Annotated in this window: 12 protein-coding genes and 2 pseudogenes; 12 read left to right on the forward strand and 2 right to left on the reverse strand. The window is 70.6% G+C overall.

Annotation, left to right across the window (positions count from 1 at the left end; translation table 11 throughout):
• Window positions 1-8 precede the first annotated feature (8 nt).
• The 11 genes from ACQ86J_RS31900 (at window position 9) to ACQ86J_RS31950 (ending at window position 12,035) form a co-directional block, all read left to right on the forward strand.
• The gene (locus ACQ86J_RS31900) at window positions 9-1,028 is read left to right on the forward strand and encodes a glycosyltransferase (RefSeq protein WP_431268665.1); all 1,020 of its coding nucleotides are present in this window, start codon (window positions 9-11) and stop codon (window positions 1,026-1,028) included.
• A 44-nt stretch (window positions 1,029-1,072) separates the two neighbouring features.
• The gene (locus tag ACQ86J_RS31905; RefSeq protein ID WP_431268666.1) at window positions 1,073-2,212 is read left to right on the forward strand and encodes a class I SAM-dependent methyltransferase; all 1,140 of its coding nucleotides are present in this window, start codon (window positions 1,073-1,075) and stop codon (window positions 2,210-2,212) included.
• Between the two features lie 718 nt (window positions 2,213-2,930).
• Complete coding sequence (locus tag ACQ86J_RS31910) at window positions 2,931-3,428, forward strand: hypothetical protein (protein WP_431272763.1); 498 nt, start codon at window positions 2,931-2,933, stop codon at window positions 3,426-3,428.
• Between the two features lie 163 nt (window positions 3,429-3,591).
• A complete protein-coding gene (locus ACQ86J_RS31915; RefSeq protein WP_431268667.1) occupies window positions 3,592-4,179 on the forward strand; it encodes a CoA-binding protein in 588 nt (195 codons plus the stop codon).
• Window positions 4,176-5,699: an acetate--CoA ligase family protein gene (locus tag ACQ86J_RS31920; RefSeq protein WP_431268668.1), complete on the forward strand. Its 1,524-nt coding sequence runs from the start codon at window positions 4,176-4,178 to the stop codon at window positions 5,697-5,699. The genes ACQ86J_RS31915 and ACQ86J_RS31920 overlap by 4 nt, the downstream gene beginning before the upstream one ends.
• Before the next feature lies 1 nt (window position 5,700).
• Entirely contained in the window at window positions 5,701-7,209 is a 1,509-nt protein-coding gene (locus ACQ86J_RS31925; RefSeq protein ID WP_431268669.1) for an acetyl-CoA acetyltransferase, read from the forward strand.
• Entirely contained in the window at window positions 7,206-7,982 is a 777-nt protein-coding gene (locus tag ACQ86J_RS31930; RefSeq protein WP_431268670.1) for an enoyl-CoA hydratase-related protein, read from the forward strand. The genes ACQ86J_RS31925 and ACQ86J_RS31930 overlap by 4 nt, the downstream gene beginning before the upstream one ends.
• 10 nt (window positions 7,983-7,992) lie before the next feature.
• Window positions 7,993-8,820, forward strand: coding sequence for an SDR family NAD(P)-dependent oxidoreductase (locus ACQ86J_RS31935; RefSeq protein WP_431268671.1), 828 nt, complete (start codon window positions 7,993-7,995; stop codon window positions 8,818-8,820).
• Entirely contained in the window at window positions 8,817-9,887 is a 1,071-nt protein-coding gene (locus ACQ86J_RS31940) for an SDR family oxidoreductase (RefSeq protein WP_431268672.1), read from the forward strand. The genes ACQ86J_RS31935 and ACQ86J_RS31940 overlap by 4 nt, the downstream gene beginning before the upstream one ends.
• A gap of 10 nt (window positions 9,888-9,897) precedes the next feature.
• Window positions 9,898-11,055, forward strand: a complete 1,158-nt coding sequence (locus ACQ86J_RS31945; protein WP_431268673.1) for a CoA-binding protein — start codon at window positions 9,898-9,900, stop codon at window positions 11,053-11,055.
• Between the two features lie 452 nt (window positions 11,056-11,507).
• A complete protein-coding gene (locus tag ACQ86J_RS31950) occupies window positions 11,508-12,035 on the forward strand; it encodes an acetate--CoA ligase family protein (RefSeq protein WP_431268674.1) in 528 nt (175 codons plus the stop codon).
• On the opposite strand, the gene ACQ86J_RS31955 is transcribed toward ACQ86J_RS31950, so the two are convergent.
• Both ACQ86J_RS31955 and ACQ86J_RS31960 read right to left on the reverse strand, forming a co-directional pair.
• Window positions 12,032-12,637 carry a zinc-binding dehydrogenase gene (locus tag ACQ86J_RS31955; RefSeq protein WP_431272608.1) on the reverse strand — a complete coding sequence of 202 codons (606 nt, stop codon included), beginning with the start codon at window positions 12,635-12,637 and terminating at the stop codon, window positions 12,032-12,034. The two genes, ACQ86J_RS31950 and ACQ86J_RS31955, sit on opposite strands and share 4 nt — an antisense overlap.
• A gap of 94 nt (window positions 12,638-12,731) precedes the next feature.
• Window positions 12,732-13,001, reverse strand: a pseudogene (locus ACQ86J_RS31960) (alcohol dehydrogenase catalytic domain-containing protein); the annotation flags it as partial.
• Between the two features lie 125 nt (window positions 13,002-13,126).
• Between ACQ86J_RS31960 and ACQ86J_RS31965 the strand changes: the two are divergent.
• Window positions 13,127-13,594, forward strand: a pseudogene (locus tag ACQ86J_RS31965) (acyl-CoA dehydrogenase family protein); the annotation flags it as partial.
• Window positions 13,595-13,847 lie beyond the last annotated feature (253 nt).

Here is a 13,847-nt window from a genome sequence, read left to right on the forward strand (position 1 = left end):
GCTTCAACATGATCGAGGCGCTCGGCCTGGCCGAGCCGGGCATCGGCGCCGCCTGGTTCAGCGGCGAGGAACTCGAATGGGCCGACCGGATCATAGACCGGGCGGATACGATCGTGATCTGCCGGGCGCGCTATACTCCCGCCTTCGGCCGGCTGATTACCACGGCCAGGTCACGCGGACGCCGCGTGCTGTTCGATGTCGACGACCTTATCTTCGATACGCGCTTCACCCATATGGTGATGGATACACTCGACCAGAACACGACTGAGACCGATCTCGATTTCTGGTTCGGTGTCATGGCCCGCATCGGCGAGACCATGCGGCTGTGCGACGGCGTCATCCTGACCAACGAATACCTGGCGCGCCGCGCCACAGATTTCTGTGGCCTGCCGAGCTGGGTGGTGCCGAACTTCCTGAACGGCGCGCAGCTCGACCTCTCGGCCCGGATCGTCGAGCGCAAGCGGGCCTCCGGCTGGCGCCGTGACCAGCGCATCCATCTCGGCTATTTCTCGGGTACGCCCTCGCACAACCGCGATTTCGCAATCATCGCCGATACTATGGCCGAGCTGCTGCAGCGCGACCGGCGCCTGGTACTGCGGATTGTCGGCTTCCTCGAGCCCAAGGGCCGGCTTGCCGCCATGGCGGAGCGCATCGAGCGTTTCCCGTTGCAGGATTTCCTGAACCTGCAGCGGCTGATCGGGGAGGTCGAGCTGAACCTGGTGCCGTTGCAGGACAACACCTTCACCAACTGCAAATCCGAGCTGAAGGTCTTCGAGGCGGCGATCACTGGCACCATCAGCGTCGCCTCGCCCGCCTTCACCCTGAAGCGCGCCATCGAGGAGGGCGAGACCGGCTATCTCGCCCCTGCCTATCGGTGGGAGGAGGTCCTGCTGCGGGCGATCGATCGCCTGGGCGATTATCCGCGGATGGCGGAGGCGGCGCTGGCCGCGGCCGAGGAACGCTATGGGCCGATGCGCCAGGCCAAGGCGATCACGGCCGCGGTCTTCGGCGAGCAAACGCCGCGCTGAAGCGGCGACCGCAGGACGATCGGCGAGGGTGGGAGGGAGCCCGGATGATGGACGCCATGATCATGCCCGCCGACGCCGATATCGGCAACGACGGCGAACGAATGATCGTCGCCAATATCTGGCCTTACTGGGCGCATCTCTCGATCTATCATTTCGCCATGCCTTTCGCAGTTGGCCGACGCGTGCTCGATGCGGGAGCTGGCGAGGGGTATGGCGCCGCCTACCTGGCCCGCTCCGGGGCAAAAGCAGTGCGGGCCCTGGAGTTCAGCGCCGGCGCGGTGCGCCATGCCCGGCGTCGCTATGCCGACCTGCCGGTTCGGTATGAGGAAGCCGATCTCAACCGGCCTCTGCCCGCGCCGGACCGCAGCTTCGACCTCGTCTTCAGCTCGAACGTCTTCGAACACATCGCCCGGGTCGATGCGCTTGCGGCGGAAGTCGCGCGGGTCCTGGCCGGGGATGGGGTCGCCGTCATAGCCGTACCGCCGATCACCTGGGCGACGGCGATGGAAGCGGACATGCGCAACCACTTCCATGTCCATCATATCCCGCCCTCGGCCTGGGAGGCGAAGCTGCGCCGCTTCTTCTCGGAGGTGCGGGTGCATGGCCATCGCGGGCGCGGCCTCTACGCGGCGAAGGACCGCGAGCGGGAAGAGATGGCGCTGCCGCCGGATCGCGTGACGATCCGTGAAACCGATTTCAGATTCCCGGAGACCACGACCGAGGCCATGGAGCGCAATGGTGACGCGATCACCGCGGTCTTCGTCTGCCGAGGCCCACGACCTGTCGCCCTGCCCGAGACGATCATTGAGCGTACGCCAGCCGAATGGTGCGAGGGCGCCGTGGCGGCACGGCTGATCGCCGCCGGGCGCGCCGAGGCGCAGGCGGCATTGGAGGAGGCGCGCCGCGCCGAAGCTCATGCGGGATCGGAAGGGGTGCGCCGCGCCGAAGCTGAGGCTCATGCGGCATTGGAAGCGGCGCGCCGCGCCGAGGCTCATGCGGCATTGGAGGAGGCGCGCCGCGCCGCGGCGGAGGCATTGTCCGCCGCGCTCTCCCGCGCGGAGGCAGCCGAGGCGCGTCTGGAGTCCGTCACCGCAAGACTTTCGGCGATCGAGGCCACGACCAGCTGGCGCATGACGGCCCCGGTCCGCCACCTCGTCACCCGCTTGCGCGCCCGCGCCGGCTGACGCGTCCTCAGGAGAGCGTGCATAACCATGGACCAAATGGCGGACCAAATCGGCTTGGTGCGAACCGGTATCGACCGATACTGGTGCGACAGCAGCGGCATCTACCTTGAAGGTTGGGTGCATGGCGGCACTGCGGCCGTCGAGGTAGTGCGCATTACGGCAGGCGAGCAGACCTGCGATATCAACGCGTTCCTTCCTTGCGACGCGCCGGCAGGTGCCGCGGGCTTCCGCGCCTATCTTCCCTGGCGGCCGTCGGATCCTTTGACGATGGAGGTTCGGCTCGCCGGGCAAGCGGTGCAATTGCCGGTCGTGCTGCCTGCGGGTCCCATACCGTCCGCCCCTTGGTCGAATGCCACTCCCGCAACGCCGCAGCCGGGCATCTTCGGCGCAGCGGAACTGGATGCCGCCTTCCAGGCCATGGTGCAGGAGGCGAATGCCAAGAAGTTCACGGTCTGCGAGGTCGGCTCCCGCAACGTCAGCCCTGGTGCGACCACCAAGCGGACGCTCTTCCCCCAGGCTTCGCGGTATATCGGCGTCGACGTCCATGCCGCCGACAACGTCGATATCGCTGGAGATGCCCATTTCCTGCAGGAGATTGGTGGGCGAGGCATCGGTCGACCTGGTCTTCTCCATCGCCGTCATGGAGCATCTCTCCTTTCCCTGGCTTTTCGCTGCGGCGGTGAACCGCGCGCTGCGTCCGGGCGGCTTGACTTTCCACATGACCCACCAGGCCTGGCCGATCCACGAGGAGCCGAACGACTTCTGGCGCTTCTCCGATAACGGCCTGCGGATCCTGTTCGGGCCCGATACGGGGTTCGAGGTGCTGGCGGCCGGCCTGCATGACCGCGCCTACATCCACCCGGAGGAGCGCCGGGACGCCTTCGCGGGTGTGACATTCGCCCCCTGCTACACGCATGTCTTCATCCTGGCCCGGAAGGTGCGCGACATCGTGCCCGATGCCGTCCGCTGGCCGGTGGAACAGGAGGCCGCCGGGCTGCTCGCAAGCCAATATCCGCGCCCGCCTGGGGCGCCGCCGGTGCCGCCGCCGCCTGTGAAGCGGCGTGCCTCCCCAACGCCGGGTGACGACGCGCTGGCGGCCGCGTTGCGGCGTGCCGCGGCCGCGGAGGCTCAGGTGCTGGCTCTCGAGCAGTCCACCTCCTGGCGCATGACCGCGCCGCTGCGGAGCCTGGTTCAGCGGCTGCGCGGCTCCGGCTGACGCGCCCCGGCATCGGCACGCATAGACAATCCGGCGGGATCGCGCTTCGCTAGGAAGCAGAAGGTGGGCGCCCGGCCGCAGCCCCCGAGCGGAGGAAGTCGATGCGTCTCAATGCCGCCAAGGCAGGGCAGGGTTCCCGTGCCCGGCGCTCAGGGCTCATGGCATGAGCGCCGCCGCACTGAGCAGCCTGTTCCGGGCGCGCTCCGTCGCGCTGGTGGGCGCTACCGACCGATCCATCTGGTCTACCGCCGCCTTCGCCAATTTCGAGCGCATCGGCTTCGCCGGGACGGTGCATCCGGTCAGCCGCAAGGGCGGGATCGTGCATGGCCTGGCCGCTGCGACCTCCTGTGCCGCGATCGGCGAGCCTGTCGACGCCGCGCTGCTGATGGTGCCGGAAGGTGCCATCGCGGAGGCCTTCGCCGACATGAATGCCGCCGGCATCCGCAACGCCGTGGTGCTGACCTCGGGCTTCGCCGAGATCGGTGCCGAGGGTACGGCGAAGCAGGATGCGCTGCTCGCCGCGGCACGGGCCGAGGGCGTCACCCTCCTGGGACCGAACTGCCTCGGCTTCATCAACTACGCCGACCGCGTGCCGATCTGGACGACTCAGCCCCCCATGCCGGTGATCCAGGGCGGCGCGATCGGCATCGTCTCCCAGAGCGGGGCGACCGCCGGCTTCATCGCCGCCTTCGCACAGCGCCAGGGGTCGGCCTCTCCTACCAGGTCTCCACCGGCAACGAGGCCGACGTGAACGTCGCCCGGGTAGTCGACTTCCTGGTGGACGACCCGGCGACGAAGGTCATCGGTCTGTTCCTCGAGACGGTGCACGATGCCGCGCTGCTGGCCGCCGCGGCACGGCGCGCGCTGGCCGCCGACAAGCCCATCGTCGCCATCAAGATCGGCGCCAGTGAGACCGCCGCCCGGGCGGCGGAGGCGCATACCGGCTCCCTCGTCGGCGACGACCGGGTCTTCGATGCGGTCTGCCGCCAGCTCGGCATCATACGCGTCGCCTCGATTGAGGATCTGGTCTTCACTGCGGCGCTGCTGGCGCGGCTCGGCCATGTGCGCGACCGGCGGCTCGGCCTCGTCTCGATCTCGGGCGGGGTCTGCGAGATGGCCGCCGACCAGGCGGAGCATGCCGGGGTCGCGGTGCCCCGATTGGCGCCGGAGACGCGGGATGCGCTGCGCCAGATCCTTCCGGCCTTCGGCACGCCGAACAACCCTCTGGATGTCACCGGCGGCGCCATGCTGGACGCATCGCTCTTCGCCCGCAGCCTGCCGGTCTTCGGTGCCGACCCCTCGATCGGCCTCGTCGCCTGCTTCATGGACGTGCCGGATACGCCGGAGGAGATCGCCGGCTACCGCGGCGGCATCGTGCGGCAGATCGGCGAGGGGTTCCGGGCCTCGGCCTGCGCTTCGGTCATGCTCAGCGTGCTGTCGCGGCCGGTGACGGAAGCGGGGAGGGTGCTGCTGGAGGAGACCGGGATTACCTATCTCGGCAGCGGCGTGCAGCACGGGCTCGGCGCCATCGGCCGCGCCTTCGCCTGGGCCGAACGGCAGGAGCGGGGCGTGCCGGCGCTGGCCGCGCCGCCCGTCCCGGCGACGGAACGGCCAGCGAGCGAGCATGCGACGCTGGCCCTCCTCGGCTCCCGCGGCGTGCCGGTGGTGCCGTTGACCCTGGCGCGCAACGCGGCGGAAGCGGTGGCGGCTGCCGCGTCGCTCGGCGGGCCGGCGGTGCTGAAGGTCGCCTCCCCCGACATCGCGCATAAATCCGATATCGGCGGCGTGCTGCTGAACCTGAAAGGGCCGGAGGCCGTGGCGGCCGGCTTCGACCGGATCATGGCCAGCGTCCGCGCGGCGAAGCCCGATGCCGCGATCGACGGCGTGCTGGTCGGGCCGATGCGGACAGGTGGCGGCGTCGAACTCTTCGTCGGCGTTCTGCGTGACCCGCTCTGGGGTCCAGCGATCGCGGTCGGCCTGGGCGGCATCTGGGTGGAGGCGCTGCGCGACACCGCCATCCGCCTACTGCCGGTGTCGCCGGCGGAGGTGCTGGAGATGTTCGCCGAATTACGCGGCACGAAGCTGCTGGACGGCTATCGCGGCACGCCGGGCATCGACCGCGCGGCCGCGGCGGCGGCGGTGGCGCGCATCGGCGATGCGGCGCTGGCGCTCGGCCCGGCGCTCGCCTCGCTTGAGGTCAACCCGCTGCGCGCCACGGCAACGGGCGCCGAGGCGCTCGATGCGCTCGCTATCTGGAACGAGGATTGCTGAGATGGACGCCGACCGCATCCCCGTCATCATCGGCGCCGGCGAGGTCACCGAGCGCCCCGCCGATCCCCTGCAGGCGCGCGAGCCGGCCGCGCTGATGGCCGAGGCGTTGCGCCGCGCCGCCGCCGATGCCGGCGCGCCGGACCTGCTGGCGGCGCTCGACAGCCTCGACATCGTCAATTCCGTTTCCTGGCCCTATGGCGACCTGCCGGCGGCGCTGGTGCGTTTCCTCGGCGTTCAGCCGCGCCGGCTGGTCTATGGTCCGGTCGGCGGCGAGAGCCCAGTGCGCCACATGCACGAGGCGGCGAACCGCATCGCCCACGGCGAGAGCGAGGTCGCCGCGGTGGTCGGCGGCGAGGCGACGCATGCGGTCGGCCAGGCGCAGAAGCAGGGCGTGACGCTACCCTGGACCACGCCCGACCCGAACTGGACCCGGACGCGCGGGCGCGACTTCCTGCACCCGATGGCGGTGCAGCTCGGCGTCGCCGATCCCGTCTCGGTCTATCCCTTCTACGAGAATGCGGTGGAGGCCTTCCTTGGCCAGACTCCGGCCGAGGGGCAGGCGGAGTCGGCGGCGCTCTGGTCCGCCTTCTCCGGTGTGGCGGCGCGCAACCCGGCGGCCTGGCTGAAGCGGGAATACACGCCGGAGGAGATCGGCACGCCGGGCCCGAACAATCGCCCGATCGCCTACCCCTATACCAAGCTGCAGGTCGCCAACCCGATGGTGAACCAGGGCGGCGCCATCCTGCTGTGCAGCCTCGCCAGGGCGCGTGCGGCGGGCGTGCCGGAGGACCGGATGATCCATCTCTGGGCCGGCGCCGCGGCGGTGGAGCCGCGCGACTACCTCGCGCGCGACCACTACCACGAGAGCCACGCGCAGAACGCCGTCCTGGATGCCTGCCGGGCGATCGCCGAGGCGGAAGGCGCGGCCTTCGAAAGCTGCGAGCTCTATAGCTGCTTCCCCTGCGTGCCGAAGATGGCGGCGCGGCGGCTCGGCCTGCCGCGTGGCATGGCGCCGACCACGACGGGCGGCCTGACCTTCTTCGGCGCGCCGCTGAACAATTACATGACGCATGCGGCGGCCGGGATGGTGCGGGCGCTGCGGGATAAGCCGGGCAGCGCCGCGCTGCTCTATGGCCAGGGCGAGTTCGTGACCAAGCACCATGCGGTGGTGCTGGCCAGCCGCCCGCCGCAGGCTTTCCGCCTGCCGCAGGATTATTCCGTGCAGGCCGAAGCCGATCGTCGCCGCGGCCCCGTGCCGGCCTTCGCGGTGGAAGCGGAAGGCGCGGCGGTGGTCGAGACCTTCACCGTGCTGCACGACCGCGACGGCGCGCCGCATCATGGCGTGGTCATCCTGCGCACCGGGGATGGCGGCCGGACCTTCGGCCGCGTGCCGGGCAGCGACACGGCGACCATAGCCATGCTGAAGCGCCCCGACCGCACGCCGATCGGAACCCGGGGCGTGCTGCGCCGCGCCGCGGATGGATTGCAGGATTGGAGCCCCGCCGCATGACCGACGCCGTCCTTTTCGAGGTGGTCGAGCCGCATATCGCCCTCGTCACCATCAACCGGCCGGAAGCGCGCAACGCCGTCAACGCCGCCGTCGCCGCCGGCATCGAGGCAGCGGTGGAGCGCGCCGAGCAGGATCCCGACCTCTGGGCCGTGGTGCTGACCGGCGCGGGCCCGCATGCCTTCTGCGCCGGCGCCGACCTGAAGGAGGTATCGCGCGGCACCGCCGCCGGCCTCTCGACCGAGAAGGGAGGCTTCGGCGGCTTCGTTCGCGCCACCCGCACCAAGCTGTGGATCGCCGCCGCGCAGGGCCATGCGCTGGCAGGCGGGCTCGAGCTGCTGCTGGCTTGCGACCTGGCGGTGGCGGCGGAGAGCGCCAATCTCGGCCTGCCTGAGGTCAAGCGCAGCCTGGTCGCCGGCGCGGGCGGCGTCTTCCGCCTGCCGCGCGCGCTGCCGAAGGCGATCGCGCTGCAGATGATCGCCACCGGCGAGCCGATCCCGGCCACGCGCGCCGCGCAATTCGGCCTGATCAACGCGGCAGTGCCGGCCGGCGAGGTGGTGGCGACCGCGCTCGACCTTGCCCGCCGGGTCTGCGCCAATGCGCCGGTCGCGGTGAAGGAGAGCCTGTCGATCGCCCGCTGCGCCGCCGATCTTCCTGAGGCCGAGCTCTGGGCGCTGTCGCGCGAGGCCGGGCTGCGCGTGCGCGCCACCGAGGATTTCCAGGAAGGCCCCCGCGCCTTCGTCGAGAAGCGCGCCCCGAAATGGGTCGGCAGGTAGGAGCAGGACAATGCCAGGCAAGTTGGATGGGAAGGTCGCGCTGGTCTCCGGATCGGGGCGCGGAATCGGCCGGCAGATCGCGCTGAAGCTGGCGAGCGAGGGCGCCCGTGTCGTGGTCAACGACCTCGATGACGGGCCGGGCGGCGAGACGGTCGCCGAGATCAAGGCGCTGGGCGGGGAGGCGATCGCCTGCAACGGCGACGTCACCAAGGAAGGCTTCGCCGAGCGCTTCGTCGCCGCCGGGATCGACACCTGGGGCGGGCTCGACATCATCGTCAACAATGCAGGCTATACCTGGGACAACGTCATCCAGAAGATGACCGACGAGCAGTGGTACGCCATCCTAGACGTGCACCTGACCGCGCCCTTCCGCATCATGCGCGCGGCGCAGCGCTTCATCCGTGAGGCGGCGCGGCAGGAAGCCAGCGAGGGCCGCGAGGTCTTCCGCAAGGTGGTGAACATCTCCTCCACCTCGGGCGTCTTCGGCAATGCCGGCCAGGCCAACTACTCCACCGCCAAGGCGGGCATCCAGGGCCTGACGCGGGCCATGGCGAAGGAATGGGGCCGCTACAAGGTCAACGTGAACGCGGTCGCCTTCGGCCTGATCATGACCAGGCTGACCGAGGCCCCGGCGCATGGCGGCGCCACTATCGACATCTCCGGCCGGGAGATCGCGGTCGGCGTGCGACCCGAGGTGTTGCAGACGGCGGAGAAGCTGATCCCGCTCGGCCGTGGCGGAAGGCCGGAGGAAGCGGCGGGTTCGGTTTACCTGTTCTGCATCCCGGAATCGAACTACGTCACTGGGCAGACCCTGGTCGTCGCCGGCGGGCGTCCGTGACGGGAACGGTGCTCATCGCCGGCGCGCTCGGCTTGGTAGGCCGGGCAGCGCTGGCGGAGTACCAGGCGGCCGGTTGGGACATCGTCGCGCTCGCGCGGCGGCAGCCCGGATCCGGAGGCACGGCGCGCTTCCTCTCCGTCGACCTGACGGATGCGGAAGCCTGCCGCGCGGCGCTCTCGCCGCTGCGCTGCATCACTCGGGTCGTCTATGGCGCGCTGTTCGAGAAGCCGGATCTCGGGAAGGGCTGGCTCGAGGCGGACCAGATCGCCACCAACGCTGCCATGCTCCGCAACCTGATGGATGCGGTGGAGCCGGGCAATCCAGGCCTCGCGCACGTCTCGCTGCTGCAGGGAACCAAGGCCTATGGCGTGCATCTCGGCCAGATGCCGATCCCCGGCAAGGAAAGCGCGCCACGCCATATCCACCCGAACTTCTACTGGGCGCAGGAGGACCTGATCCGCGAGCGCCAGGCGCGCGCCGGCTGGGCCTTCACCATCTTCCGGCCGCAGGCGCTGGTCGGCTTCGCGCTCGGCAGCGCGATGAACATGCTATCCGCCATCGGCGCCTATGCCGCGATCAGCCGCGAGCTCGGCGTGCCGCTGGTCTGGCCCGGCGCCGGGGCGCGCTATACGGAAGCGACCGATGTCCGCATCCTGGCCCGCGCGATGCGCTGGGCGGCGGGGACGGAGGCCGCGGCGAACCGCACCTTCAACGTCACCAATGGCGATGTCTTTCTCTGGCAGGACATGTTCCCGCTGGTGGCGAAGCGCTTCGGGATGGAACTCGGGGCGCCGCATCCGATGTCGCTGGCCGTGCTGATGGCCGACAAGGGCCCGGTCTGGCACCGCATCGCGGAGAAGCACCAGCTCTCGCCCTGGTCGCTGGACCAGCTCATCGGCGGGTCCTGGCAATTCGCCGACTTCGCCTTCTCCCGGCCGGGCCAGGCGGCCTCGATCCTCTCCACCATAGCGATCCGCCAGGCCGGCTTCGCCGACTGCATAGACAGCGCCGAGATGCTCGACTGGTGGCTGGCCGAGCTGCAGCGCCGCCGCATCCTTCCCGCATAGGACCCGCACCGTGGCCACATTGCGCCCGCTCTATCGCGCCGCCGACCTCGCCCGCCTGCTCAATCCCCGCAGCATCGCCATTATCGGCGCCTCGGAGCGCGCCGGGTCCTTCGGCGAACGCACGCAGCGCAACCTGGCGCCGTTCCATGGGCGCGTGCACCTGGTGAATGCCCGCTACCAAACGCTCGGCGGGCTGCCCTGCCATGCCTCCATCGCCGCGCTGCCGGAGGTGCCGGACATCGCCGTCGTCGCCGCGCCGATGGAGGCCGTGAAGGGCGTGGTGCAGGAATGCGTCGCGGCCGGTGTCGGTGCCGCCATCCTCTATGCCGCCGGCTTCGCCGAGACCGGCAAGGCGGATCGCATCGCGCTGCAATCCCGCATCGCCGCCATCGCGCGGGAAGGCGGGGTGCGGCTGGTCGGGCCGAATCGCATCGGCATGCTGGACTATGCCAGCGGCGCCACCATCAGCTTCGCCGCCGTGCCGCGGCCGGCGGTGGCGCCGGGGCGCGCCGCGGTCGGGATCGTCAGCCAGTCCGGCAATCTGGGCTTTGCCCTGGCCCAGGGCGTCGAGCGCGGCGTCGCCATCAGCCGCGTGCTGGCCTGCGGCAATCCGGCGGATGTGGATGTGGCCGATGGCGTCGCGGCGCTCGCCGAGGATCCGGCCTGCGCCGCCATCGCCTGCGTCTTTGAGGGCATGGCGGACCCGACGCGGTTGGTCGCGGCGGCCGAGATCGCCTGGGCCGCCGACAAGCCACTGGTGGTTTACAAGCTCGCCACCGGGGAACAGGGCGCGGCCGCGGCGCTGTCGCATACCGGGTCGCTGGCCGGATCGGATGCTGCCTACCGCGCCGCCTTCAGCCGGGTCGGCGTGGTGCTGGTGGAGAACTTCGACGCTCTGCTGGAGACGGCGGCTTTTCTCGCCAAGGCGCCGCCCTGCCGCGCGCCGGGCGTCGCGGTGGTCTCGACCTCCGGCGGTGCGGCGATCATGGCGGCCGACAAGGCGGAAGCTGAATGGCGTGGCACTGCCGCAGCCGGGCCCGCCGGCGAAGGCGGTGCTGGATGCGCGCATCCCGGACTTCGGCTCTGCCCGCAATCCGGTCGACATCACCGCGCAGGTGCTGAACGACCCGGAATCGCTGCGCGCCTGCGCCGACGCGCTCTGCGCTGATCCGGCCTATGGCGCGGTGGTGCTGCCGAACGGCTATGCCTACGATTTCGCCACGCCACGCTTCGCCCTGCTGGGTCAACTCGCGGCGCAGCATGGCAAGGCCGCGGCGGTGGTCTGGCTGACCGAATGGCTGGAGGGCCCGGGCGCGAAGGCGGCCGAGGCCAATCCGCAGGTCGGCGTCTTCCGCTCGATGGACCGGTGCTTTGCAGCGCTTGCCGCCTGGCAGGGAAGGGCGGCGCGGCGAGCCGCCGGACCGGGCGAGACGGCGCGGCTCTCGGCGCCAGACGCGGCGGCGAAGGCGGCGGTCCTGCTGGATGTGGCCGGCGGCACGACGCTGACCGAGCGGGAGGCCAAGGCGGTGCTCGCCACCTATGGCGTGCCGGTGGTCGGCGAGACGCTGGTCGGCGACGCCGATGCGGCGGTGACGGCCGCGGCGGCGCTGGGGCTTCCCGGTGGTGCTGAAGGTCAGATCGCCCGACATCCCGCACAAGACGGAAGCCGGCGTCATCCGGCTGGGCCTCAGCGACGCCGCCGCGGTGCGGGAGGGCTTCGCGGCGGTGATGGCGAATGCGGCCCGCCACGCGCCGGCCGCATCGATCAGGGGCGTGCTGGTGCAGCCGATGGTGCCGCCGGGGCTGGAGATCGTGGTTGGGGCGCGGCGCGACCCGCTCTTCGGGCCGATGGTGGTGGTCGGGCTCGGCGGCATCTTCGTCGAATTGCTGCGGGACAGCGCGACGGCGCTGGCGCCGGTGGGCGAGGCCGAGGCGCAGGCCATGCTGCGCCGGCTGAAAGGCCATCGGTTGCTGGAAGGCTTCCGCGGCATGCCCGCGGTGGATCAGCAGGCGCTGGTCGGGGTCATCCGCCGCGTCTCCGAGTTGGCCGCCGACCAGCGCGACCGCATCGCCGAGATCGACGTCAACCCGCTGATCTGCGCCGGCGACCGAATCCTCGCGGTGGATGGGCTGATCGTACGGGGCTAGGTCGTCAGCACGATCTTGCCCGTCACCTGTCGCGCCAGCAGCAGATTCAGTGCTTCCGCTGCCCGGTCCAGCGGCCAGACGTGCGCGATCGCGGGCTTCAGTGTGCCTGCGGCGATCCAATCAAACAACTGCGCCATCAAGGCACGGTTGGCCTCCGGCTGCCGCTTCACATGCGTGCCGTAGAGCACGCCGAGGATGTCGCAGCCCTTCAGCAAGGCGAGGTTCAGCGGAATGCGCGGGATGTCGCCGGCGGCGAAGCCGACCACCAGGTAGCGCCCGCCCCAGGCGATGGAGCGCAGCGCGGGTTCGGCATAGGGGCCGCCGACCGCGTCGAAAACGACCTCGACGCCGGCAGGTGCCAGCGCCTTGATCTGGTCCCGCCAACTCTCCGCTGCGTAGTCCACCACCGCCGCCGCGCCGGCCGCCGGGCAGGCCGCGTGCTTCGCCGGCGAGGCGCGCAGCGATGACCCGTGCGCCCATGAGGCGTGCGATCTGCAGCGCCGCCATGCCGGCGCCGCCCGCGGCACCCAGCACAAGCACGGTCTCACGCGGCTGCAGGGCGGCGCGGTCGCGCAGCGCGTGCAGCACGGTGCCATAGGCATAGGACAGCGACGCGGCCGTTACCGCATCGATGCCGTCGGGCAGCAGGACGACGTTCTCGGTGGGGGCGCAGGCCAGCTCGGCGAAGCCGCCATGGCCGCACATGGCCAGCACGCGGGCACCGGGGGCAGGGCCCGCCACGCCCTCGCCCAACGCTTCGATCGTGCCGGCCACCTCGCCGCCCGGGGCGAAGGGAAAGGCGGGTCTGGCCTGGTAGCGGCCCTGGATGATCAGCGTGTCGGGGAAGTTAACCGCTGCCGCTTCCACGCGGATCAGGACCTCGCCCTTGCCCGGCTTCGGTGTCGGGATATCGCCCAGCGCCAGCGCCGTGGGTGGCCCGAACTCCCGGCACAGCACCGCCTTCATGCGCGTATCCTCCCCGTGGCGCGCAGGCTGGCCGGAGCCGCCGCGGCTGGCAAGCTCGGCTTGCCGCGCCGCGCGCCCTGAGTCAGGCTGGCCGACGAAAACGACCGGCCCAAGGGAAGAACGCCATGGACTTCGCCTATACCGAGAAGGTCGAGCAGCTGCGCGCCCGCCTGCTGGCCTTCTTCGACGACCACATTTATCCGAACGAGCACACCTACCACCACCAGATCGCCGCAGCGCCGGACCGTTGGCAGCCGGTGCCGATCATCGAGGAGCTGAAGCCCAAGGCGCGCGCCGCCGGGCTGTGGAACCTGTTCCTGCCTGAAAGCGACCTCGGCGCCGGGCTGACCAACCTGGAATACGCCCCGCTGGCCGAGATCATGGGCCGCGTGCCCTGGTCCTCCGAGGTGTTCAACTGCTCCGCCCCCGACACGGGCAACATGGAGACCATCCACCGCTACGGCACCGAGGCGCACAAGCAGCGCTGGCTTGCGCCGCTGCTGGAAGGCGAGATCCGCTCCTGCTTCAGCATGACGGAACCCGAGGTGGCGTCTTCGGACGCCACGAATATCCAGACCCGTATCACCCGCGACGGCGACCACTACGTCATCAACGGCCGCAAGTGGTGGTCCTCGAGGCGCCGGCGATCCGCGTTGCGCCATCTTCATCGTCATGGGCAAGACCGCGCCCGACAGCCCGGACAAGTATCGCCAGCAGTCGATGATCCTGGTGCCGCGCGAGACGCCAGGCCTGAACATCAAGCGCATGCTGCCGGTCTTCGGCTTCGACGACGCGCCGCATGGCCATGCCGAGATCGTCTTCGACAATGTGCGCGTGCCGGTCGAC

Source organism: Dankookia sp. P2, assembly GCF_050632255.1.
Lineage (GTDB): Bacteria > Pseudomonadota > Alphaproteobacteria > Acetobacterales > Acetobacteraceae > Paracraurococcus.